22 protein-coding genes are annotated in these 25286 nt (G+C 35.6%); 8 read left to right on the top strand and 14 right to left on the bottom strand.

The window, feature by feature from the left end; all coding sequences use genetic code 11:
- Window positions 1–46: 46 nt before the first annotated feature.
- The 11 genes from ACVFVN_RS05100 to gpmI form a co-directional block, all read right to left on the bottom strand.
- Complete coding sequence (locus tag ACVFVN_RS05100) at window positions 47–1195, bottom strand: efflux RND transporter periplasmic adaptor subunit (RefSeq protein WP_456234457.1); 1149 nt, start codon at window positions 1193–1195, stop codon at window positions 47–49.
- A 15-nt stretch (window positions 1196–1210) separates the two neighbouring features.
- Complete coding sequence (locus ACVFVN_RS05095) at window positions 1211–2515, bottom strand: TolC family protein (protein ID WP_456234456.1); 1305 nt, start codon at window positions 2513–2515, stop codon at window positions 1211–1213.
- 94 nt (window positions 2516–2609) lie between these two features.
- Window positions 2610–3440, bottom strand: coding sequence for a helix-turn-helix domain-containing protein (locus ACVFVN_RS05090; protein ID WP_456234455.1), 831 nt, complete (start codon window positions 3438–3440; stop codon window positions 2610–2612).
- A gap of 273 nt (window positions 3441–3713) precedes the next feature.
- Window positions 3714–5117: a TolC family protein gene (locus tag ACVFVN_RS05085; RefSeq protein WP_456234454.1), complete on the bottom strand. Its 1404-nt coding sequence runs from the start codon at window positions 5115–5117 to the stop codon at window positions 3714–3716.
- A 24-nt stretch (window positions 5118–5141) separates the two neighbouring features.
- Window positions 5142–8291 (bottom strand): efflux RND transporter permease subunit, encoded by a 3150-nt coding sequence (locus tag ACVFVN_RS05080; RefSeq protein WP_456234453.1) that lies wholly within the window; start codon window positions 8289–8291, stop codon window positions 5142–5144.
- A 32-nt stretch (window positions 8292–8323) separates the two neighbouring features.
- A complete protein-coding gene (locus ACVFVN_RS05075) occupies window positions 8324–9472 on the bottom strand; it encodes an efflux RND transporter periplasmic adaptor subunit (RefSeq protein ID WP_456234452.1) in 1149 nt (382 codons plus the stop codon).
- A gap of 158 nt (window positions 9473–9630) precedes the next feature.
- A complete protein-coding gene (locus ACVFVN_RS05070) occupies window positions 9631–10398 on the bottom strand; it encodes a class I SAM-dependent methyltransferase (RefSeq protein WP_456234451.1) in 768 nt (255 codons plus the stop codon).
- 90 nt (window positions 10399–10488) lie between these two features.
- Window positions 10489–11298: a type I methionyl aminopeptidase gene (gene map / locus ACVFVN_RS05065; RefSeq protein WP_165130878.1), complete on the bottom strand. Its 810-nt coding sequence runs from the start codon at window positions 11296–11298 to the stop codon at window positions 10489–10491.
- A 61-nt stretch (window positions 11299–11359) separates the two neighbouring features.
- Window positions 11360–11791 carry a BT0820 family HAD-type phosphatase gene (locus ACVFVN_RS05060; protein WP_165137464.1) on the bottom strand — a complete coding sequence of 144 codons (432 nt, stop codon included), beginning with the start codon at window positions 11789–11791 and terminating at the stop codon, window positions 11360–11362.
- A gap of 120 nt (window positions 11792–11911) precedes the next feature.
- Window positions 11912–12889, bottom strand: coding sequence for an acyl-ACP desaturase (locus ACVFVN_RS05055; RefSeq protein WP_165130876.1), 978 nt, complete (start codon window positions 12887–12889; stop codon window positions 11912–11914).
- 82 nt (window positions 12890–12971) lie between these two features.
- Entirely contained in the window at window positions 12972–14501 is a 1530-nt protein-coding gene (gpmI, locus tag ACVFVN_RS05050; RefSeq protein ID WP_456234450.1) for a 2,3-bisphosphoglycerate-independent phosphoglycerate mutase, read from the bottom strand.
- A gap of 122 nt (window positions 14502–14623) precedes the next feature.
- On the opposite strand from gpmI, the gene ACVFVN_RS05045 reads away from it, so the two are divergent.
- Complete coding sequence (locus tag ACVFVN_RS05045) at window positions 14624–14947, top strand: translation initiation factor (protein WP_456234449.1); 324 nt, start codon at window positions 14624–14626, stop codon at window positions 14945–14947.
- 55 nt (window positions 14948–15002) lie between these two features.
- Window positions 15003–15857, top strand: a complete 855-nt coding sequence (locus ACVFVN_RS05040; RefSeq protein ID WP_165130870.1) for a nucleoside phosphorylase — start codon at window positions 15003–15005, stop codon at window positions 15855–15857.
- A gap of 90 nt (window positions 15858–15947) precedes the next feature.
- Here ACVFVN_RS05040 and ACVFVN_RS05035 read toward each other — a convergent pair whose 3' ends face one another.
- Both ACVFVN_RS05035 and ACVFVN_RS05030 read right to left on the bottom strand, forming a co-directional pair.
- A complete protein-coding gene (locus ACVFVN_RS05035; RefSeq protein ID WP_228455891.1) occupies window positions 15948–16562 on the bottom strand; it encodes a response regulator in 615 nt (204 codons plus the stop codon).
- Between the two features lie 10 nt (window positions 16563–16572).
- Complete coding sequence (locus tag ACVFVN_RS05030) at window positions 16573–18534, bottom strand: tetratricopeptide repeat-containing sensor histidine kinase (protein WP_456234448.1); 1962 nt, start codon at window positions 18532–18534, stop codon at window positions 16573–16575.
- 162 nt (window positions 18535–18696) lie between these two features.
- On the opposite strand from ACVFVN_RS05030, the gene ACVFVN_RS05025 reads away from it, so the two are divergent.
- Window positions 18697–19137 (top strand): hypothetical protein, encoded by a 441-nt coding sequence (locus ACVFVN_RS05025; RefSeq protein ID WP_456234447.1) that lies wholly within the window; start codon window positions 18697–18699, stop codon window positions 19135–19137.
- Window positions 19138–19207: 70 nt separating this feature from the next.
- A complete protein-coding gene (locus ACVFVN_RS05020; protein WP_456234446.1) occupies window positions 19208–20203 on the top strand; it encodes an OmpA family protein in 996 nt (331 codons plus the stop codon).
- Between the two features lie 88 nt (window positions 20204–20291).
- Here ACVFVN_RS05020 and ACVFVN_RS05015 read toward each other — a convergent pair whose 3' ends face one another.
- Complete coding sequence (locus tag ACVFVN_RS05015) at window positions 20292–20846, bottom strand: DNA-3-methyladenine glycosylase I (protein WP_456234445.1); 555 nt, start codon at window positions 20844–20846, stop codon at window positions 20292–20294.
- Window positions 20847–20965: 119 nt separating this feature from the next.
- On the opposite strand from ACVFVN_RS05015, the gene ACVFVN_RS05010 reads away from it, so the two are divergent.
- From ACVFVN_RS05010 to ACVFVN_RS04995, 4 genes are all read left to right on the top strand, one after another.
- Window positions 20966–21313: a hypothetical protein gene (locus ACVFVN_RS05010; protein WP_456234444.1), complete on the top strand. Its 348-nt coding sequence runs from the start codon at window positions 20966–20968 to the stop codon at window positions 21311–21313.
- A gap of 110 nt (window positions 21314–21423) precedes the next feature.
- Window positions 21424–22593 carry a M28 family peptidase gene (locus ACVFVN_RS05005; protein WP_456234443.1) on the top strand — a complete coding sequence of 390 codons (1170 nt, stop codon included), beginning with the start codon at window positions 21424–21426 and terminating at the stop codon, window positions 22591–22593.
- Window positions 22594–22655: 62 nt separating this feature from the next.
- Window positions 22656–23840, top strand: a complete 1185-nt coding sequence (locus ACVFVN_RS05000) for a sigma-54-dependent transcriptional regulator (protein WP_165130855.1) — start codon at window positions 22656–22658, stop codon at window positions 23838–23840.
- A 69-nt stretch (window positions 23841–23909) separates the two neighbouring features.
- Window positions 23910–25277, top strand: a complete 1368-nt coding sequence (locus ACVFVN_RS04995; protein ID WP_456234442.1) for an MATE family efflux transporter — start codon at window positions 23910–23912, stop codon at window positions 25275–25277.
- The last annotated feature ends 9 nt before the right edge of the window (window positions 25278–25286 follow it).

Below are 25286 nucleotides of genomic sequence, written 5' to 3'. Positions count from 1 at the left end.
CTTTTCTAATTTCTAATTCCTAGTTCCTAATCTCTAACTTCTCTTTTTACTTTTCAAGTTTCAAAACCATGTTCATTCCGGCTCTCAGTTGCTCAACTTTTTTAGAATCGTTTTTCTCAGTAAATTCAATTCTTACAGGAATACGTTGCTGAACTTTCACAAAATTCCCCGTAGAATTGTCCGTAGGAACGGCAGAGTATTTAGAACCTGTCGCCGCAGAAATGGCAGTAACCACGCCTTCAAAGGATTGTCCACCCAAAGCGTCGGCGGTCATGTTGATTTTGCTTCCCAATTGAATATTCGGCATTTGCTTTTCTAAAAAGTTAGCAGTAACCCATTTTTGACCGTTCAAAACAATAGTTCCAATTTGTTGTCCAGGTTGTATCAATTGTCCTTCAGAAATCGTTCTTCTTCCCATCACCCCATCGTAAGGAGCGGTAATTACGGTGTAAGACAAATTGAGTTTTGCCATGTCCAAAGCGGCTTTTGTTCTTTTAATTTCGGCATCGTTAATTCCGATTTTAGATTTCACTTCCTGAGTAGAAAGTTGCGCTGATTGTTTCTGATTAATTAATGTTTCGTAAGACGCTTTTGTAGCATCATATTCGGTTTTTACCGCATCGTATTGTTGTTTGGTAACCGCTTCCGCAGCCAACAAATTTTTATATCGGTTTAAATTTTGTTCTGCATTCCACAATCTTGCTTTGGCTCCTGCAATATTCGATTCCATGACATTGACGCTGTTCGAAACGGTATTTACAGAGTTTCCTGTCGCGTTTTTCTGAGCTAAAGCATTTTGATAAGCCGCTTCGGCTTGACCTAATTGTGTTAAAATTTCGCGATCATCCAAAATCAAAAGCGTGTCGCCTTTTTTCACGGCTTGATGTTCATTAAATTTTATCTCTTTAATATATCCGGAAACCCTTGTGTTAATAGGATTAATGAATTCCTCAACTTGTGCAGCTTCGGTGTAATTTTTATCACCAATGTGGAAATATTGTGTCACCAACCAATAAATCCCGAAGCCAATAATCGCCAATACAACATAGTTGGTAATGGTAGATTTGGTTTTATTTTTTTTATTTTGTTTTACTTTTTCAGCGGTCGTTGGTTTTGCAACATGCTGTGTTTTTGGTTCGGCAGGTTGTGCAGTTTGTTGTATAGTATTTTCTTGTGGTGTATCCTTGTTTTCCATTGTAATTGTCAGTTTTTATAGCGTTCCTGTAGTTTTTAATAAGTTGTAATATTGATACAGAATATTGATTTCTGCATTGGCATAATCCAATTCGGATTGTAATTTTTGGTTCTGAGCATCCGTCATTTCAGCTTGTACAGCCAGCTGATTGAGGTATTTAGCTTCTGTAATTTTGTAGTTTTCTTCCGCTAATTTTTTAGCTTCGTTCAGAATTTCAGCTTGTTGTATGGCTTCTTGATGTTTGATAAATGCAGCATTTACGGCGATGTCGATATTTTGTTCGGTAAGTGTTAAAGCTTCATTGGCCATTTCCTTTTGCATTTCGCCCAGTTTTACTTTTTCTTTGGTTTTGTACAGATTATCAATATTATAACTCAAAGAAACCCCAGCTTGCCAAGAATTGGTGTACATATCCATCGCGGGCGTTCTCGTGGTGATGGGTCTTTGCATATTGTAACCGGCAAAAGCACCAATGGTAGGCATTTTATCGGTATTAATGATTTCAATATTTTTGTCCGCCAATTGAATATTGGTTTGCGCAGATTTTAAAAATGGATTGTTTTCCAACGCCAATTTTTTGAAGGAAGCAATGTCTAAATATTCCTGTTTTGCTTCGATATCTTCAACGGGAACAAGCTCTGTATCGGTTGGCAAGCCCAAAGCGACATTCAATTGATAGTTTAAAATTTTACGATTGTTTTCTAAAACTAAAATCCCTTGATCCAAATTTTTAATCGCCAATTCCGCACGAATAACTTCGTTACGAGTCAGCATTCCTTGATTATAAAATTTTTGAATGTTTTTTAATCGTTCCTGAGCGAGTTTTTTGTTGTTTTTGTAAACTTCGGTTTGATTAATCAATCTGTAAATGTCCAGATAATTAGAAGTTACCAGAAATTTTACATTTTGCTGATCTTTTGCTAGATCCAATTCCGCCAATTGCTCTCTTAAAGTGGATGCTTCAATAGATTTATTCACCAATCCGCCTTTAAAAATGAGTTGCTGCGCCTGTACAGAATACGTGCTTCCGTAATGTGGCATGCTCACTTTTGTAGAATTGGAAAAATCTTTATCGATAATTAAAGCATCTCCTAAAAAAAACTGACTTGTAGATGCCGTGATAGAAGGAAGTTTCTGCAATTTTGCCACTTCCGTTTGCTGTTGAGAAATAGAAATGTTCTTTTCTGAAATCTTAAGCTGCTGATGGTTTTTTACCGCCATATCCGCAGCTTGCTGAACAGACATTTCTACACTTTGCGCACGAAAAAGCGATGAAAAGCCTACGAAAAGCAATCCCAACACTTTTATTTGTTGTTTCATTGTACCTTGTTTTACGACCGCAAAGTTAGGTTGTGCATAAGGTCAAACAAATGTTTAAGAAAAGGAAAAAGATGTTCAAAAGTAAGATTTATACTTAGAATTGATTTCTATATTCTTTTGGACTCAAGTTTTCATGTTTTTTAAAGAAATGAGAAAATGAATATTGATCGCTAAATTGTAATTGACTTGCGATTTCATTAATAGGTTTGGATGATGATGAAAGTTGCGCTTTGGCTTCGTTTAAAATGAATTCATTAATAATCTGGATCGCACTTTTTCCAAATATTTCTTTTAAAACTACCGTCAAATGTCGGCTAGATAACATCATTTTTTGAGCATAAAATTCTACAGAGCGTTCTTTTTTGAAATTGGCAGAAACAAGTTTAATGAAATTTAAAGCAACTTCCTGAGATCGAGACATTTTCTCTTTGGAAATTTCTCTTTGTTGGGTAACGATATTGGCGAGCTGATAGATAAAAGCAGAAAACAAGGATTCGATAACATCAATCGTATATTCTTGTTCATCTTTGTTTTCGGTATAATATTGGACATTTTGGATGTTATTCCAGATTGCAAAAAAATCACTTTCATCACATTGATAGCCTTTTTTTAGTTCTGAGCGAATGTTTCTAAATGCGCTAAGATGATTGAATTTGAGGTTTAGTTTTTCAAAATAACCTTTATTAAATACGACTACTAAAGCATCTATATTGTGGCTGTATTCTAGTATCTCATAAACAGAATTGCTGTCTATTAAAATTACGCTATAATTTGATGGTGTATAAATGCTAATCTGTTCACGAATCTTCAGATTGCCATTTTTAATCAACAAAAAAGCTGGCCTAGGTGGATAATAAGGATGCCCAACGATTAAATGGTCTAAAATTTTTTTTTGATTAATGATTTTTGCTTCCTCGAAACTCACATGAATTTATTTGTTCAAAAGTAAGAATATTAAATTTTACAATCCTATTTTTTTATTTTAATGAAACTGGAATTGTTGAATTTTAATAATAGGCTGATATTGAAATAATTATTACAAATCTCTAGCCCCGATAGCAGCGGCATCCTTTTGGCTTGGCGCGAGGCGGCGGAGCGTAGCGGAGCCGTCCGAGCGTCAAGCTAAAAGATACAGCGGATAGCGGGAAATAGCTCCTAAAAAAGTGAAAAAGTCTGACCAGATAGTCAGACTTTTATTTTAAAACTGTCCACCGCCCAATGCGCGGTAAAACTCAGTCATTGCTTGCAATTGTTGCAACTTGTCATTCACCGCCGAAAGCTTGGCTTGTAAAAGCGCTTGTTCCGCAGTCAAAACATTCACATAATTAACTTTTGAGGAATATGTTAACAACTCATTGCTATAATCAAGAGCCTTTTGTAAGGATTGTATTTGCAGTTCACGTGTTGTCTCCTTGGACTTGGCTTTTTCGTAGCCGACCAAAGCATCCGACACTTCGGCACCTGCAATTAACAAGGTCTTTTCAAAACCTAAATAAGCTTGTTGTTGACGCGCTTCCGCGATTTTCACTTGGGCTTTTCTATTACCTTGTTGGAAGATATTTTGTGTCAAACTTCCACCAATTGAATAAAACAAGGATTCTGTGAAAAAGTCTTTTAAATTTTGGGAAGAAAGTCCCAATGTTCCTGTAATATTCAATGAAGGATAGACTTGTGCCAAAGCGATATTCTTATTTTCAAATGCTTGTCTAAAAGCCATCTCCGCCGCCAAAACATCTGGACGATTTTGTAATAAAGATGCTGGTAATCCTGTTTTGAAATCCATAAGGATGGCTTGCGAATCGATGGTATTTCTTGCAATTGATTTTGGCGTTTCTCCCATTAATATATTTAATGAGTTCTCTATCTGCTGAATCTGCGTTTCCAAATCTGGCACCATTAATTGTACCGCATAAAGATTAGCTTTACTTTGCTCGACATCCGCACCTGTCAAATAAGCTGCATCCATCAATAGTTGTACAGCTTCTACATTTTTCTCACGCAGTGCAATGGTCTGTTTTGTGATTTCCAACTGTTTGTCCAAAGACAATAATTGATAATACAAACTTGCTGTTTGGGATACCAACTGCGTCTGTACTGCTCTTTTGGCAGCTTCTGTTTGTAGAAAGCCTGCATAAGCAGAACGTTTCATGGATGCCATTTTTCCCCATACATCAATTTCCCAACCGGCAGAAATCCCAAGTTGGTAATTCATAACATCTGGCATTCGGAAGTTGTTACCTTGCGCGGCGGCGCTATTTTTAGAATCCTTAATACCTGCAACGGCATCTACAGTAGGCAGATTATTAAGCTGAGATTGTTTGAAAACAGCATCAGCTTCATTAATTCTGGCTACCGCAATTTTCAAATCATAATTATTCTCAATTGTTTTTTTAATAATTCCTTGCAGTTTATCATCCGTGAAAATTTGACTAAATGCCAATTTTGCAACCGATAAAGAATCTTGATTGGTTTGATTTCGGAATAAGGAATTTTCCCACTCCAATTTTATGTTTGGTTTCTGATAGGTTTCCGTGACTTTACAAGATTGTAGCAAAGCCGCTAAACCAATAGTGGAAACGATATGTGATGTTTTAATTTTCATTTCTAAATAAAATTGAGTGTGGTGTTATTCGCTAAGCCTACTTCCGTAATCTTCTTCAAAAACTTTCTTTTTAGAAACTCGTTCTTGTAAATATTGGAAAATTGCAAACAATGCAGGAATGAACAAAACACCGAAAATAGTTCCTATTAACATGCCTCCGATTGCTCCAATACCAATAGACTGGTTACCTATTGCACCAGCACCACTTGCATTTGCTAAAGGTAGCAAACCAAAGATGAAGGCAAAGGACGTCATCAAAATAGGACGTATCCTTTGTTTGGCTCCTGTGACTGCTGCTCGACCTATAGAAAAACCTTTCTTACGCGCATCTAAAGCAAATTCTACAATCAAAATTGCATTTTTTGCCAAAAGTCCAATCAACATAATAAGGGAAATCTGGGTGTAAATGTTATTTGATTTTCCAATCCAGCTAGAGAAAATCATCGCTCCTGCTAAACCAACTGGCAATGATAACATTACTGCAAATGGTAGCAAATAACTCTCATACTGTGCAGCCAATAAGAAATAAACAAATACACAACATAATATGAAAATAATTATCGTCTGACTTCCGGAGTTAACCTCTTCTCTTGTCAATCCAGAAAACTCATACCCATAACCTTTTGGCAAAGTTTCGGCAGCAACTTGTTTAACAACATCAATCGCGTCACCAGAGCTATAACCTGCGTTAGGCGTACCATTGACCCCAACAGAAGTAAAGAGGTTAAACCTACCAATAGCTTGTGGACCATATACTTTTTTGGTTGTTACAAAACGGCTTAAAGGTGCCATAACGCCATTTTGATTACGAACCATCATCGAATTTAAGTTTTCTAAACTTTGGCGATGCTCCGCTGGTGCTTGATAAATTACACGATATTGTTTTCCAAATAAGTTAACATTAGAAGAATATACTCCTCCAAAATAACCTTGCATCACCGACAAAATATCATTCACAGAGAAACCTGCAGCTTTAGCTGTCGGGACATCAATATCCACCATATATTGTGGGTAATTAGGATTAAATGATGTAAATGCATTTTGGATTTCTGGTCTTTCTTTCAGCGCATTGATAAAATCATTGCTGACCTTGGTAAGGTCTTCTATACTTCCTCCCTTCTGATCCTGAACTTGGAATTCGAAACCTGCGGCGTTACCAAAACCTTGCAAAGTTGGACGTCCGAAGAATACCAATTTCGCATCTTTAATACCAGCAGTTAGCTGATATAATCTTGCGATCAAAGCTTGTGTACTTTCTTCTTTAGATTTACGTTCTGCCCAAGGTTTTAATTTTAAAATTAACATCCCGTTATTACTACCAACACCAGACATCATCCCTCGTCCAGACACTTTCAGAACATGTGCAATTTCTGGTTGTTTTTTCACAATAGCTTCCACCTCGTCCATAACGGCTTGCGTACGAACTTCATTAGCTCCTAAAGGCAATGATATATCCGCCATAACACCCCCCATATCTTCGGAAGGTACAAAAGATTTGGGTGTTGTATTCATCAAGTAAACAAAGATGGCAGTAAAGGCAGCAAGCCCTAAGCCTGTAATCCATTTTTTTCGAACTAAAAATAATACCCATTTTGAATAACGTTTTACAAATGCATCAAAAATGGTATTAAAATATAGGAAAAATCGCTCCATAATATTCATTTTCTTTTCCTCATGTGAGTGAGGTTTTAAGAAAATAGCACATAATGCAGGGCTCAATGTTAATGCATTAACCGCTGATAATACGATTGAAATTGCTAGTGTCAAACCAAATTGCTTGTAGAAAACTCCTGTAGAACCAGTAATAAAACTTACTGGGACAAACACCGCAGACATTACCAAAGTAATACTGATAATCGCGCCACTAATCTCGCCCATCGCATTAATCGATGCCCGAAGTGGAGATGTTTCCCCTTGTTCCATTTTACTATGTACGGCTTCCACCACCACAATGGCATCATCGACAACAATACCAACTGCCAGGATTAAAGCAAACAAGGTCAATAGGTTAATTGTAAAACCAAAAACATTTAAGAAGAAAAATGTTCCAATAATCGCCACTGGTACGGCAATAGCCGGAATTAATGTTGAGCGCCAATCTTGCAAGAAAATGAATACAACAATGAATACCAAAATAAAAGCTTCAATTAGGGTGTGAACAACTTTTTCTATTGAGGCGTCCAAAAACTCGTTAGCATTAATAAGTGTTGTCCATTTTATACCATTTGGGAAGCTTTTTTCGGCTTCTGTTAAAACAGCAAGTGTTTGGTCAATAACATCTTGTGCGTTAGAACCTGCCGTTTGCGAAATAGCAATACCGATACTCGGGTTACCATCTGTAAAACTTTTTCCAGTATAATCTTGTGCTCCTAGTTCAATTTTAGCAACATCTTTTAGACGAAGAACTTGTCCATTTTCAGTACCTTTTAAAACGATATTTTCGAATTCTGGAATTTCTGTCAAACGTCCTTTATATTTTAAAGTGTATCTGAAACTTGTATGGGCCTCATCGCCCAAACTACCAGGTGCTGCTTCAATATTTTGGTCAGCTAAAACAGCATTAATATCGGAAGGAACCAAACTGTAGGCAGCCATCTTTTGTGGATCCAACCAAATTCTTATGGAGTAATCTTTTGTTCCGAAAACTGTAGCATCACCTACACCAGGCACCCTTTTAATCTGTGGAATAATATTAATATTCGCAAAGTTTTGTATAAAAGTTTGATCGAATTGTGGATTCTCGCTGTATAAAGAGAAAATCAACACATTGGAACTTTGTCGTTTAACAACGGTAACCCCAGCTTGCGTTACCTCACGAGGCAGCAAACTATTCGCTCTAGAAACTCTATTTTGTACGTTAACCGCAGCGATATCTGGATCGATCCCTTGTTTAAAATATACTGTTACAGATCCGGATCCATCATTGGTTGCAGAAGATGTCATATACGTCATCCCTTCAACACCGTTAATTTGCTCTTCTAGTGGAACAATAACACTTTTGAGAATGACATCTGCATTGGCTCCCATATAATTAGCATTAACCACCACTGTAGGTGGTGCAATGTCTGGATACTGCGCTACTGGCAATGTTACAATACCCAATACTCCCAAAATCACGATAATGATGGAAATTACCGTGGAAAGTACGGGGCGTTCTATGAATTTTTTAAACATAAATCTTATATAAAAATCAGAAAAATCTCGTATTAATTAGTTTTTAAAACCGTTTGAAGATTGGTTTCCTTGGGTATAACCTCGGTATCATCTTTCAAAATGCCAATCCCTTGTACTACAATTTTATCTCCATTTTTGAGTCCTGATTCTACAGCGTAAGTCACTCCGTCCGCCAATTCAGTTACTTTTATTTCTTGAGATTTCACTTTATTATTTGCACCGATTACATAAACAAAAATTTTACCTTGAAGCTCAAAAGTTGCTTTTTGAGGAACTATGATAACATCTTCCAAATTGTTAGGCAACATAATTGTCGCGCTGTATCCACTTCTCAACAATCCTTGTGGATTAGGAAAAGTAGCACGCATACTGAAAGATCCCGTATTAGGATCAACCAATCCACTAATGGATTCTAATTTCCCCTTTTCGTTATAAATACTTCCATCTGAAAGACGCAAAGTAATAAGTGGTGTATTTTTAATTTTCTCTTGAATAGATGCGCCAGGAGAATGCTTTAAAAAGTTAAGTTGATCTTTCTCGTTAATTGAGAAATAAGCAAATATTTTGGAAATATTAGAAACCGTCGTCAAAGGCTGAGACGTGCTTGCGCTAACATAACTACCCGCTTTTAGAGGAAGTGTTCCTACAACCCCCGAAACTGGACTTGTAATTATCGTATAGCCTTGATTAACTTTAGCGTTGGTTAATTGCGCTTCTTGTTCTGCAAGACTGGCCTGAGCTGCTTTCAAATTAAGTTGTGCTGCTTGCAATTCGTAAGCGGAAACAATTTTACGATCCACCAAAGGTTTTGTTTTGGTAACCTGCATCTGCGCAGTTGCCACAGCTGCTTGCGCACTATTAACTGAGGCCTGTGCTACACGTACCAATTGCTCGTACTGAGGATTTCGGATACGGAAGAGATGCTGTCCTCTACTTACCATTTGTCCTTCGTCAACATAAAGATTTTCAATAAATCCATCGATTTTTGGACGAATTTCAACATTTTCCACACCTTCTAGCCTAGCTGGATATTCGGTATGATTGTCGGCAGCACCAGATTTCGCAACAATATATTCATAGTGTTGCGGTTTCACTTCCTTTTGACCATCTTGTTTTTTTTCTTTTGAACAAGATGCTAACATCAATGCTGAAGTCATCATCAGTATCGAAATTCTTCTCATAAATACATAAAATTAAATGATTCGCTAAAATAGAGTTTTAAAACCAAACAAATGATTGATTTATATCAATAAAAACGATTAAAGATAATAGATAAAATGCATAGAATAACATCTTAAAACACGGTTTAACGTTTACTTAACAAAAAAAATCCGAAAGTTTATGCCTTTCGGATTATTGGTAAAATTTCATTTTTATTGAGTCCAAATCGGATTTGGTCATACTCAGAAAATTGTTGTGAATAAAAGTTGACTTCAGCTTCAAAACCCACACTTTTAAGTCTTTCAAAATAATCCATCCCATACCAACGGACATGATCGTATTGCCCAAAATGCTTTTGCTTTTCTTTGGGATCTGTTATTGAAAAATCCTCATAAGTTTTCTCCAAGCTATTTTTCATGGGTACTTGTACAATTCCCCAACCGCCTTTTTTCATCACGCGATACAATTCTGACATTGCTTTGCGGTCATCAACAATATGCTCTAAAACATGATTACAAATGATAACATCAAAACTATTATCCACAAATGGTAAATCTAAAATATCAGCTTTTACGTCTACAATTGGAGAATACAAATCCGCAGAAGTATAATCCAAATTGTTCATCTTTTTGAAACGGCGAAGAAACTCTTGCTCTGGTGCGATATGTAAAACCTTAAAAGAGTCAGAAAAAAAGCTTGTTTCATTTTTAAGATACAACCACATTTGACGATGTCTTTCCAAAGAAAGTGTACCTGGCGAAAGCGCATTCTCTCTTTGTTTTCCATAACCATAAGGCAAAAACTTCCTATAAGATTTTCCATCTATAGGATCTGTAAAACGGTCCCCTTTGAAAATTTGATAAATAAGCGGGCGAGCCAAAATACTTAGCTGTATAAGCATTGGCCTTGGCAGTTTGTTAAGAAGAAATTTTGCAACTTTTTTCAAAGGCTATATGTCTATATTTTACTTTAAATAAATTTCATAACAACATGTAATACAATTATTATTAAGGTTTATCTAAAGTTGATTTTAAATTTAAAAATCTAATTGAAAAGCTTTTTCCTCATCCGACTTTATTCCTAAAGCCTCATAAATATATTGATAAGTTGATAACAAAACAGGTTTACCTTTTATAATACATACATCATGTTCGAAGTGTGCTGAAGGCAAATTATCAAGTGTTGTCACTGTCCAACCATCATCATGGAATTTTACTTTTTCTGTTCCTAGATTTGTCATCGGTTCAATCGCTAAAGCAATACCATCTTTCAGAACTTTTCCACTTCCTTTTTTTCCATAATTAGGCACTTGTGGATCTTCATGCATTTTTCGACCTAAGCCATGCCCCACCAACTCGCGAACTACGCCATAACCTTCTTTTTCACAATGCACCTGAATTGCATTAGCAATATCGCCAACACGTTTTCCACGAATACATTGTTCGATACCTTTATACAAAGATTCTTTGGTGACACGAAGTAATTTTCTAACTTCTGGTGCGACTTCTCCTACTTCGAAAGTATAGGCATGATCGCCATAAAAATCGTTCATAAAAACGCCACAATCAACAGATAAAATATCGCCATCTTTTAAAGGTTCATCATTTGGGATACCATGCACCACTTGATCATTGGGTGAAATACACAAATTTTTAGGAAAACCATACATTCCTAAAAAAGCGGGATAACCGCCATTGTCACGTATAAATTCACCGCCAAGTTTGTCCAAATAATTGGTCGTAACTCCTGGTTTTATTTCTTTCGCTAACATCCCCAAAGTCTTGGAAACCAATTGGGCACTTTCTTTCATTAGTCGAAGTTCTTCTATTGTTTTTAACTGTATCATGATATAAAAAATTAAAATGCTGATTAAAAAAACCAGCATTTATAATGTTTGTCTAGGCCTCTTACCAAAAAAGACCTTTCTTTTTTTCTTTTTTCATTTTAGAATAAGCATGTACTTCGCCTCCCGCTACCTGGAATTCGATACGCTCTTTCACGATTTGATAAACTTCTCCCCAACCTGGAAAACCACCTAAGTTGCGGTCATCGATGAACAAATCGGCATCAATTTTTCTACTTTGGGTTTCAGAATCAAAAACTTCGCCTTCGAAGCTTGAGTTAACAGCATAAAACTCTAATCCATTTTTTCTACAAAACTCCACTGCTTCATCCAAAGTTTTACCATGGCGGTATGTCCAAAGTATCAATCTATAACCTTCTGATTGTAATTTCTTCAAGGTATCAAAAGCGAAAATTTTAGCTTTTCCAATTCCTGGATAAGCGTCATCTACGATTGTACCATCAAAATCAATTGCCAATTTTTTGTTGTTAATCATCATTATTTCAAAGCTTAAAAAGTATGCAAATATAAGAATTTTTAAGAAGTTATATTTGATTTTATAAAAACAAAATCCAGCACTAATACGACTGGATTTTTATGATATGTAAATTACAAATTAACTTTTCACCCATTTAAAACTATATTCTCTATCTGGCGTGCTGATACGATCTGTAATGCGTTGTAATCTAGATGGTAACTTCATCAGATAATCTCTGGCTTTTTCTGCAGACTCATTAAGCCCTGTAATACCATCAATCTTCCAGTCTACTAATAGATCTTTCAAAATATCAATGTAATCTTGCGCTGTGTAAACCATGCAACGCTGTGCAGCATCTGAGAAATGCTCCCAAAGTTCGCCTGCTTTTTGTCCAGACTCTCTCATCAAGTGCGCGGGCATTACGATTTTCTTTTTCATCATATCTTCAAAAGCCAGCATCATTTCGCTAGGATCCAATTCAAAGATTTTCTCTACAAAATGCTTGTAGGCTTTAGCATGTCTTGCCTCATCTGCAGCGATAACGCCGCACATTTTAGCCAATTTGACATTACCTGTTTGTTTTGCTAAAGTCCCTACACGACGGTGCGAAATATTAGTCGCTGTTTCTTGAAAACTTGTGTACACAAAATTTCTGTAAGGATCCATACTGGTCTGAAGATCAAAACCATCATTTATCAAATAATGCGTTGTAACTTCCATTTCGCGCATATTGACACGTCCACAGAGATAAAGATATTTACCAAGCAAATCGCCATGACGATTCTCCTCGGCAGTCCATGCACGCACCCATTGTGACCAACCTACTCTTTCTTCTTGGTTAATCCCATCGATTCCCATAATCCAAGATTCGTAGCTAGGAAGTGCTTCTTCTGTTATACAGTCGCCAATAAGTGTTACAAAAAGATCATAAGGCATCTCATGAGCAAAAGTCTGCAACTCATCGAGCTGATCTTTGAAATCGGCACTAGAAGTGTCTGGCAAAAAATCCGATGGTTGCCATATTTTCTCAATTGGTGTTAAAAATTTCGAGATAAAGCTCGACATTTCAACCTCCAAATTTTTCATTACTTCTTTTCTTACCAATTCAGCGTACATCAATTATTTAATTTTAAGTTTTTGCAAATTTAACAATATTATGCATAGGATAATACTGGTTTTTTATATTTTTATTATTTTACTAATGAGAAACAAGACTATCACCTGTCATTATCTCTGGTTTAACAACATTCATCACACTTAGAATTGTTGGAGCAACATCACCAAGTTTGCCAGGTTTTAAGTTCCAAGTATGGTCTTTATCCATTACAATGAAAGGAACCAAATTGGTCGTATGTTGCGTGTTTGGCGATCCGTCGTTATTTATCATAATATCGGAATTTCCATGATCCGCAAGGATAAACACCGCATAACCATGTTCGTAAGCCATAGTTGCCACTTTTTCAATGCAAGAATCTACAACTTCCGCTGCTTTAACCGCTGCTTCAAAAACACCTGTATGTCCTACCATATCGGTATTCGCAAAATTAAGACAAATAAAATCAGCTGTTTCGTATTCTAATTCTGGGAGAATAGCGTTTGTAATATCGTAAGCGGACATCTCTGGTTTCAGATCATAAGTTGCCACATCTTTTGGACTTGGACAAAGCAAACGTTTTTCACCATCGAATTCTTTCTCGCGCCCTCCGGAAAAGAAGAAAGTTACATGCGGATACTTTTCGGTTTCTGCAATTCGAATTTGAGTTTTTCCTGCGCGTTCCAAAACTTCGCCCATCGTATTTTCTAAAACATTTTCATCAAAAACAACGTCAACATTTTGGAAACTTTTATCATAATTGGTTAAGGTAATATATTTTAAATCCAACTTGTGCATGTCATAATCAGGAAAATCTTGCTGAGACAATACTTCGGTAATTTCGCGACCTCTATCGGTTCTGAAATTGAAACAAATAACAACATCTCCTTCTTCAATCATTGCTATAGGCAGTCCATTTTGGATACAAACGATTGGTTTAATAAACTCATCTGAAACTTCATTAAGATATGACTGTTCTATCGCTTCTAAAGGATTTTTTGTTTCTTGTCCTCTTCCTTTTACTAAAAGATCGTAAGCCAATTTAACACGCTCCCAACGTTTGTCGCGGTCCATGGCATAATAACGCCCAATAACAGAAGCCAAGCGGCCTGTAGATAATTTCATGTGATCCAGAAGCTCTTTGACAAAACCTAATCCAGAATGCGGATCGCAGTCGCGGCCATCGGTAAAAGCATGTACAAAAACATTTTTTTCTAAGCCAAAATTATGAGCAGCTGTCAAAAGTGCTTTTAGGTGATTAATGTGAGAATGCACACCACCGTTGGAAACCAAACCTATAAAATGCACTTTCTTAAAGTTAACTTTCGCATATTCAAAAGCATCTTGAATTTCTTTTTGAATTCCTAAAGTTCCGTTTTCTACAGCCATATTAAGCTTCACAAGATTCTGATACACCACGCGACCAGCACCCAAATTCATATGTCCCACTTCAGAATTTCCCATTTGTCCAGCTGGCAAACCAACGGCAAGACCGCTCGCTTCCAAAGTTGTGTTGGGGAAGTTTTTCAGACAACTATCGATAAAAGGTGTTTTGGCTTTTGCAATTGCAGAAACTTCTGGATTTGTTCCCAACCCCCAACCATCCAAGATGGCAAGTAAAGCTTTTTTTGACATGATTTCGAAAATTTTTCTCTCTACAAATTTAGAAAATAAGCAGTTAGAATTCTAGTAAAATTAATGTTTTTAGTATTGATATTTTCGTTATCTTTAAAACCTTTTTCTAAAATCAAAAAATTATGGATCTTAGAGACCAACTTAAGAATCTTTTTCCCGATCACGAAGAACAAGATTTTGTAATGCCAGAGGAAAAATTTGAGCAAAAAGAAGCCCTTATTTGTAAGTTCGAAAAAAAGGGCAGAAATGGAAAACCAGTCACCTTAATCGAAGGTTTTGAAGGAAGTGAAGAAGAACTAAAAGTAATTTCTAAAAAAATTAAAACGACCTTAGGAATCGGTGGTTCGGAAAAAGATGGCGTCATCATTATCCAAGGTGATAAGCGTGATAAGATTATGACTATTTTAAAAGAAATGGGTTACAAAACCAAACGTGTAGGAGGATAATCAATAAAAACCTTACGTAACAATAAAAATAATTTAATTAATAAATAAAAATAATATGCTTAATAAACTTGCAGCTTCGGAGCTGGTTCTTAATGACGACGGAAGTGTTTATCACCTTAATCTTTTACCAGAAGATATCGCTGACAAAATTTTGTTAGTTGGAGATCCCGATCGTGTCCCACGTGTTTCAAAATATTTTGATACTATCGAGGTTAAAAAAAATAAACGCGAATTCTACACCCACACAGGAACACTTCGCGGCGAAAGAATTACAGTAATGTCAACAGGTATCGGGACAGAAAACATCGATATCGTGATGAACGAATTGGATGCTTTGGTTAACATCGATCTGAAAGCCAAAGAATTTAAAACCGAACACAAAACACTTCAACTTTTCCGTATGGGGACTTGTGGTAGCGTTAATCCAGACATCCAAGTGGATAATCTTTTGGTAAGCGAAAATGTTGTTGGTCTTGATGGGCTAATGCATTTCTACAGCGATTATAAATTTGAAAACGATTTTAGTAAGAACTTTTTAGAAAACTTTCCTTACGCGAATATCAAGCCGATGTTGTATTTCGCAGATTGTGCTCCAGAATTATTAGAACTATATAAAGATGCAAAATACTTCGGTAACACGGCAACTTTCCCAGGATTCTATGCACCACAAGGACGCCAACTGCGTCTGAAAGCTTTGGACGATCAATTCTTGGAAAAACTAAATGACCTTGGCGTTGCTAACTTCGAAATGGAAACATCTGCAATCTATGGACTTTCTAAACTTCTGGGACACAAAGCCATTACAGTGAACTGTGTCATCGCCAACAGAAGACGTGGCGAATTCGCAGCAGATCACCACGCATCAGAAAAAATGATGATCGAATGGGTACTGGAACGTGTTATAAAATAAGACTGTTATAATTAAAACGCGCGGAACAAAAATTTTTGTTCCGCGCGTTTTGTTTTCAGCCAAGTCCAAAATAAAGGATGTTGCTTGCGCTTATATCAATTTGTTTTCGGCCGCAATCCTGACCAGCTCGATCATATTTTTTGCTTTGAATTTTTGCAAAAGATTCCTACGATGCGTTTCTACAGTAATAATGGATATAAATAAATTATCGGCAATTTCGGCAGAAGTTTTTCCCATAGCTACAGCTTGCAAAATCTGTTGTTCGCGTTTGGTGAGTCTTGGTAATTCAAAATTATTAGACGAAGAATGCAACATAATCTCTTGCACTTCTTTACTTAAAGCCAAATTACCGTTTAATGCATTATTAATACAATTTGTTATTTCTTTTGCATCTGCATTTTTAAGAATATAGCCACTTCCGCCATTTTCTAAAAAACGAAAAATAATGCTTCTTTCCGCCTGATTGCTTATGGCGATGATATGGGTTTGGGGTGATTTCTGTTTGATACTTTTACAAAAATCCAAACCGCTTCCATCGTTTAAAACAATATCCAGCAAAACAACATCAATTTTATTTTCTTGGATAAAATCCAAAATAGCCAATCCTTTGGTAAAAGAAAAAATCTGAAATTTTTCATCTTTCTCCAAAAGCGATTTCAATCCTTCCAAAATCATGGGATGATCGTCAACTATCGCTAAATTCAAAATAGTTTTATTACACATTACATTCAACATTTATGGTGGTTCCTTCCCCTTTAGAGGAAATAATATCGACGGTCCCGTTGATCAATCGTACGCGGTTTTCCATATTTTTAAGACCTAATCCATAAACAATTTCGGACTTTTCGAATCCAATTCCGTCATCTTCAATAGTTAGATTAAGTATGTTTTCATTTTGGCTTATTTGCACAATAACATTATTAGCTTGTGCATATTTTATAATATTACTAATGCTTTCTTGCGCAATGCGATAAAACACCAACTGAACTTGAAACGGAATGTTATCTGACAGATTAAACGACTCAAACTGAATAGAAAAATGTTTGTGACTCATCGACTCACAAAGTTCTTTAATCGCTATTTCTAAACCTAAGTTTTTTAAAGTTTCGGGCATTAGATTTCGGGAGATTCGTCGCATTTCAGAAATAGACTTATCGATTTTTTCATAAATGTTTGTTGATTTTTCTGGATCTAATGCTGCGATGGACATTCTTATATTAGCAAGCATTCCGCCCATGCTATCATGCAAATCTTGCGCGATGCGTTGTCGTTCTTGCTCTTCGCCTTGTAAGACGGCTTGTGTGGCTTCATACTTTCTTTCATTTTCAATATGTAAAAGATCTTGTTGATGCCCAATATTGATTTGATGGTTTAATTTCTGTTGTTTTCTATAAGTAAGATAAATTAGAAACGCGATAATGATACTCAATCCCAAAGCAGTTGCTAAAATACTTATACGCAGATTTTTGTTATTTGCGATCAATTCGTTTTCTTTTTTCTCGAGTTCGAGTCTTTTAATTTTTTGTTTTCTATCGGCCGTTTGGTGCAAGATTTCGAGTTCGTTCATTTTCTCCAGTAGTTTTTTTTCTTGCAAACTATCATTCAAAGCGCTCGACTTTTTCATCCATTCATAAGCTTGTTTATAATCTCCCAATACATTATTAACAGCCGCCAGTTGCGTATAGGTAATCTTTCGGTTAACCGCTTCTTTGCTCAAGATATTTTCTTTCAGAATATATTCTAATTGCGACTTGGCTTTATGATAATCTTTTTGCATCAAATAAACATTATACATCCGAAAATACAGCATGTGCAACAATTTGGGCTGATTATTAGCTTTGGCTAATTTTGCACCTTTATCCAAACTTGCCAATGCCTTGTGATAATCCTGAATGGTTGTAAAATACATGGCTTCCTGATAATAATAGTTGGAATAATGTTGAGAGTTTGGGTAGGATTTTATAATATCTTTTGCTTTATCCAAATACATCTTAGCCGATTTACTATCTGGTTTGTAACAATAATTACTAACAAGATTGAGATAAGTAAGCAAATGAACTGTATTGGGCGTTGTTATTTTCGCCAATTGTTCCAAAGCTTTTTTATGATATTCTTCTGCTTTAGAAAACTGTGCAACAGACATAAAACTTAATCCTAACTTGGTATAAGAGTATGCCAACAGCTCAATATTCCCAGACTTTTTGCTCAACGGAATACAGCGTTCTGTCAAGGTTTTAACCATAAAATCATAACCTTTTTCTTCAACCTGTAGATAGGCAAAATGGTACAAAGCTTTTATTAACAAATCTGTGTTTTTCGTGTCTTTCTCCAACAGATTTATTGCATTTTCATAATGTTTTTTAGCTTTAGCCTTATCGTTTTGATGCGAATAAAAAATGGCTTGATAATATTCTAAAACACCTTTAGATAAAGATTCTTTTAGCGGAATTGAAAATACAACATTAAGTGCTTGCCTGCTTTTTATGCTATCTCTTTGTGCCCAATATTCAGAAAGCAAGAGATGATTTTGTAATCGGATGCTATCATTTTTAGCAGTTTCAATATTAATATTTATTTGTTTTAAATAATTCGATTCGTCTAGCGGAATTAATTCTTGTGCCTGCAGCTTATTAAAAACCAGTAAAACACCAATGAAAAAGAATATCTTTTTGAACATTCATACCTATTTATGTTACAAATATCCAAATAAAAAAAACGCTATTCCAAAAAATACAAAAATTCATGGTAAACCATTAGAAATAAAATCATAGTTAATTACGATTGTCTTTAAATTAATAATAATTGAATTTTGCTAAACATATAACAAAATATAAAAGTTATGAATAAAGTAAGTTCAAAAATTGCAATGCTAAGTGTTTTATCAACATTAACTTTCGGAACAATCGCGACCAGCTGTAGCAAAGACGAAGAAAGACATGATGAAGTTGTAACAACAAAAATTGACGAAGCTGTCGGAACCTATAAAGGAAAATTGACATCCCCCAATCTTGATGATTATGAACATTTCGATGTTGTAATGTATGTTACAAAAGTGGACGATCAACATTTAAAAGTTACAGCCAAAACTGGAGAAGCTTATTCTACTGTGACGTCCAAAACTTTTAAAGTAGAAAATTTATACAATGGAGACATCCACAATGTAAGCGGAATTTTAGAAGGTTATTTTTGGTACACAAAAGAGGTTAAAACACTCGAAATGAGGACACAAAAACAATCTGCTACAGATGTAACTTTTTATTTTGATGGCGTGAAACAATAGTTTTAAGTTTTTGATTTTAAAAAAGTAAATACAGTATCAAAAAAATCCCTGGACATATCTAATGTAAAACATGAGAAAAATAAAACTTTTGCTCGCTTCCGCTGTCTTGATAATCTCTTGTGACAAAACAGCCAAAGAAATTAAAAACACAGAAATAATGCGTGATGACATTGCTGTTAAAGAAAAAACAATTGAGACAACAGAAAATTTTAATATCCAAGATATTCCGTTTTCAAATGCTGACTTAGGTGATTTTCCTTTCTTTACTTTGCCCAAAACTTTGGTCGCTAAGAAAAGTCCAATGCAAAAAAAATTCGATGTTTGTTTTTTTCCTATAAACGCTGTAATGACGCCTTTTGAAGGTCAACTTTACAAAGCAAATATCGGCGCAGAACGAGGTGAAGAATTTTCGCAACACTACTTTGAAAAAAGCATGGCCGACTATTTAACATCTATCGGCGCGGTCAAAATTTTTGATGGTGAAATTACCAAAGAAGAATACGAACGTTACAACAAACAAGATCCAAACAAAGGTGGAACTGGAGACATCGGTTATTGGGATGAGCCTATTAAATTTTATGTCATTCGAAGTCAAGAAAAAGGCAATATTTATGTTCAGTATTCTTCCAATAATGCTGGCGCCAAGCTTAACATTTTGCAAGAAGAAACCTTTGTGCAAACGATGACAAAAGTTAGTGCAGATGACATTGCAAAAGACTTATCGGAAAAAGGAAAATCGGTACTTTACATTAATTTTGAAACCGACAAAGCCCATCTTTCTACAGAAGGTCAAGATGTAGTAAAGCAAATAAGTGAAGCGCTTAAAAATAATACATCTTTAAAAATAGCCATAGAAGGACATACCGACAATACTGGCGACGCCACACGCAACAAAAAATTATCAGAAGATCGCGCCAATGCAGTTTTAACCAATTTGATAAAACAAGGTATAGAAGAATCGCGATTATCTGCTAAAGGTTTCGGAACAGAAAAACCTTTGGTGGCTAACGATTCCGAGAGCAACAAAGCTAAAAACCGAAGAGTAGAATTAATAAAAATAGATTAAGTACAATAAGCTGTTTCTTCAAACTAAGGAACAGCTTATTCTATCAAAACTTAATGAAAATGAAAATTAAATTAAAATCATAAAACAATCATCGTGCGCAACAATCGACAAGATGATCATTTACCATTCCCGTTGCTTGCATGTGCGCATAGACAACGGTGGAACCTAAAAATTTGAAGCCCCGTTTTTTCAAATCTTTTGCTAGCGCGTCCGATATTTCGGTTGTTGCAGGAACATCTTTTAAAACTTTTGGTTGGTTTTCAATAGGTTTTCCGTCAACAAATCCCCAGATATATTTTGAAAAACTTCCAAAGTCTTTTTGAACTTCCATAAAACGTTTGGCATTATTCACGGTGGCTAAAATTTTTAATTTATTTCTGATAATTCCTGCATTTGCCAGCAATTCTTCAATTTTAGAATCATCATAATTCGCAATTACTTTATAATCAAAATTATCAAAAGCGCGTTTGAAGTTATCACGTTTTCTAAGAATCGTAATCCAGCTAAGTCCCGCCTGAAAACTTTCTAACACCAAAAACTCAAATATCGTTTCATCATCGTACACCGGTTTTCCCCATTCGTTATCGTGATAGTCGATGTACAACGCATCTTTGCCGCACCAACCGCAACGTATTTTTTCCATATTGTGAAAAATTTATTATGAAACTTTTGTGAAAATACATATTTTATTTAACATCCTTTACAAATCCTATGGAACAATATTTGAAAATAATTAAACACAAACATTAAAATCAAAATACAATGGAAAATCAGGATTACAACAAAGCTAAAAATCTTGTGAATGACGCCAAAGAATCTTTGAACAACTTCACAAACGAAACCCAAGAAAAAATCACACAACTGGCTAACCAAGCCAAAAACTACATAGAAGAACAAAAAAGAAACAATCAGGAACCTAGCAAAAATGGCTTTTTTGATCAATTAAAAAATTCAGTTGCCAATGCCTGGGACGATACGAAAGATTTTGCGGAAGAAGCTTGGCAAAAAACAAAACATACAAGCTCGGAGCTTTATGACAAAGCATCGGACAAGGCTGAAGAAATCAAAGACGACATCAATGACAAACTCGATTCTCAGAAAGAAAATTAACTTGAGAGTCATCTTCATATTAACACACTATTTTTCAGAAGAGAGGAAATTGAATTTCCTCTTTTTTTTGTTTAAGAATAAAATTATCTTTGACAATCAAAAGTTTATCAATGACAATTAAATCATATTTAATAATTGGAGCAAGTTTATTCGGAAATTGGATGTTTTCGCAAGCGGTGCCTTACTATTCGTCTATCGCTAACCAAGTTACACAAACCAATATTACCAACCATCTTCAGGAGTTTGAAAATATCGGTGTTAAAACAACAGGAAGCTCCAAACTTAATCAAGCTTTAGCTTGGCTTAAAGGAAAATACACCAGTTTTGGTTATACAGCATCCCAAATTACAGAACAAAGCTTTAGCTATCAAGGTTCTACTTCCAGCAACTTAATTGTTACCAAAACTGGCACCAAATATCCAAATACTTTTGTCATTATTTGTGGACATTACGACACGCTTAACGGGCCTGGGACCAACGATAACGGAAGTGGCGTATCGGTAATTCTGGAAATCGCACGACTTTTACAAAATATAGAAACCGAGTATTCTATTAAATTTATCAACTTTGCAGGTGAAGAACAAGGCCTTATCGGAAGTTCGCGCTATGTAAGCAATGTGGTGAATGCTACTTCTCCAAAAATGAATATCAAATTAGTTTTCAACATCGATGAAGTGGGCGGAGTTAAAGGAAGAATTAATAACCAAATTACTTGCGAGCAAGACGAAACCTACTCACCGAATTCCAACAATGCAGCTTCGGCAGCCATTACACAGGATTTAATGACTTACGTTGGCTACTACTCGACGCTTCAGCCAAAATTAGCCCATGCTTACGGATCAGACTATATGCCTTTCGAAGCCAATGGCGAGGTGATTACAGGATTTTATGAAGGCACAGAAAGTTCTTATCCACACACGCAGAACGATACACTTGCCAACCTGGATCCAACTTATGTATATAATGTTGCTAAAGCAGCTACTGGCGCGGCACTTCATTTTACAAATGCCAAAATTTCAAATTTAGCAGTATGTACGCCCGAAGATCAAGTTAATAGTCTTCAGATTTCTCCTAATCCTGCTAAAGATTTTATCACTTTAGAATTTTTAAATAAAAAACTTAAAACCTTCGAATTCAGCTTGGTAGACGCTTTAGGAAAAACAATTTTATCGGTAAAAAATGAAGACCGTATCAACATTCAGAATCTGAAAAAAGGGATCTACTTCGGGACATTAACAATTGATGGCATTTCAAAAACCAAAAAAATATTAATCGATTAAGTAAAGTTATCCCCACTAAGTTCAATAATTAATTATAGCACAATTTTTGTTAACTTTGCCCTATGCAAAAAATTCTTATTGTAGAAGACGAAAAAGCCATTTCTGGTGTACTTCACAGCATCTTATCAGAGGAGCTTACAGATTACGAATTCCAAATCGCCAACGACGGTTTAGAAGCTTTGAAAATTCTTGAAAAAGAAGATTTTTCATTAGTCATTTCTGACATCAAAATGCCAAAACTTTCTGGTACAGAACTACTGAAAGAAACATTGCAAATAAAACCAGAAACAACGTTTGTGATGATTTCTGGACATGCCGATATCGATACCGCTGTTAGTTGTCTTAAAGATGGCGCTTATGATTTTATATCAAAACCCATTGATATTAACCGACTGATTACTAGCGTTAAAAACGCTTTAGACAAAGGTAATCTTCAAAAAGATAATAAAAGTTTAAAGTCCGAAAATTCTCAACTTAAAAAGAAAGTCAATAAAAAGTATCAAATGATTGGAGAATCTCCAGCCTTGAAAATGATACAAGAAATGATCGAAAAAGTAGCGCCTTCGGATGCTAGAGTTCTTATCACAGGTCCCAATGGTGCTGGTAAAGAATTGGTTGCACACGCCATCCACTCTCAAAGCGAAAGATCAAAAGGTCCAATGATTGAAGTTAACTGTGCTGCAATACCATCAGAACTTATTGAAAGTGAACTATTTGGACATGTTAAAGGTTCTTTTACTGGCGCGATAAAAGATAAATCAGGGAAGTTTGAGCAAGCCAACGGCGGAACCATTTTCTTGGACGAAATCGGGGATATGAGTTTGGTGGCCCAAGCCAAAGTGCTTCGCGCTTTACAAGAAAGTAAAGTTTCTCCTGTAGGTAGCGACAAAGAAATAAAAGTTGACGTTCGCGTGGTTGCTGCCACCAACAAAGATTTAAATAAAGAAATTGCAGAAGGCAAATTCCGTGAAGATTTGTTCCACAGACTTTCTGTCATCGAAATCAATGTTCCAGCGCTTGATGATCGCAAAAATGATATTCCACTTTTGGTAGAACATTTCGCAAAAATTATTGCTGATGAGCAAGGTACAGCAATTAAAAAATTTGATGATAAAGCGATAAAAGCACTTCAACAATACAGTTGGACAGGTAACATCCGCGAGCTTAGAAATGTTGTAGAAAGGTTGGTAATATTAGGTGCAAATCCTGTATCTACAGAAGATGTAGCTAATTTTGTAAGAAAATAATCGATTTTAATATTCTTTGGAAACCGCAGAACATTAAAATCTGCGGTTTTTTGTTTAAAAAATTAATATATGAAATTTCTAAATCCGAGATATACCCGAGAATCCTTAACCTTGGCGTTACCTGTTATGTTAACACAAGTTGGGCAGGTTTCTGTTAACTTATTCGATAATATTATCGTGGGAAAACTACTAGGTGCCCAAGCTTTAGCATCTGTTTCGTTAGGAAATGCGGTATTTTTTTCGATTTTTGTTCTGGCATTAGGATTTTCTTTTGCCATTCCGCCCTTGGTATCAGAAGCCAAAACTCAGGAAAATCATTCGATGATTAATAATGTTTTTCGGCATGGTTTTGTAATTAATATGACAGTTGGCATTGTTCTCATGCTCGCATTAATTTTTGCACTTCCTCTACTTTATCACATGGATCAACCGAAGGAAATCCTTCCCGACACCATTGATTTTTTGCACATTATGGCGATAAGTATGATTCCGTTTATGATGTTTCAAACTTTACGCGAAGTTTCGGAAGGTCTTAGTTATACGATAGGCGTAACAAAAGCGACAATACTCGCCAATATCATCAATATTATTCTGAATTATGTTTTAATTAAAGGCATGTTCGGATTACCAGCAATGGGCGTCCAGGGTTCGGCAATGGCAACTTTAATTGCTAGAATTTTCATGGTCGTTTTCTTGTATTTTGTGCTGATTAAAGAACCGAAAACAAAACGCTACATCCAAGAATTCAGTTTAAAAATATCAGAATTTAGCAAATCGATGTTCAACAAAATGATAAAACTTGGACTTCCCACAGCATTGCAAATGTTTTTTGAAGTAACCGCTTTTGCAGGCGCAGCTTTTATTTGTGGTTTGATAAGTTCCAAAGACATTGCGTCGCACCAGATTGCATTGTCGATGGCATCTTTCACATTTAATCTGTGTATAGGATTCAGTGTTGCTTCTACGGTTATGATTGGGAACAGGCTAGGAAATCATGATTTTGTTGGTTTAAGAAAAGTCGGTATTAATAATCTGAAAATGGCCTTTATATTTATGATTTTTTGTGGTTTAATATTTATCACATTCCGAGACATTTTACCACATTTCTTCACCAAGGAAAGTGAGGTAGAAGTTATAAGTTTGGCTTCACAATTATTAATTATTGCGGCTTTATTCCAATTATCAGATGGCATACAAGTGGCGGCTTTAGGCGCTTTGCGTGGCATTCAGGATGTTAAAATCCCAAGCATTATTACCTTTGTCGCTTATTGGATTTTTACCATTCCGTTAGGATATTATCTTTGCTACATTCAGAAAATGGGGGCATTGGGAATGTGGATAGCATTAGGAATTGGATTAACAATTTCGGCAGTCCTGTTGGTAACACGTTTTTTAAAATTATCATCTAGATTAATCCATTCAAAATCAAACAATTAAAAAAAAACA

Source organism: Soonwooa purpurea (assembly GCF_053891095.1).
This window is presented reverse-complemented; position numbering and strand designations above follow the sequence as displayed.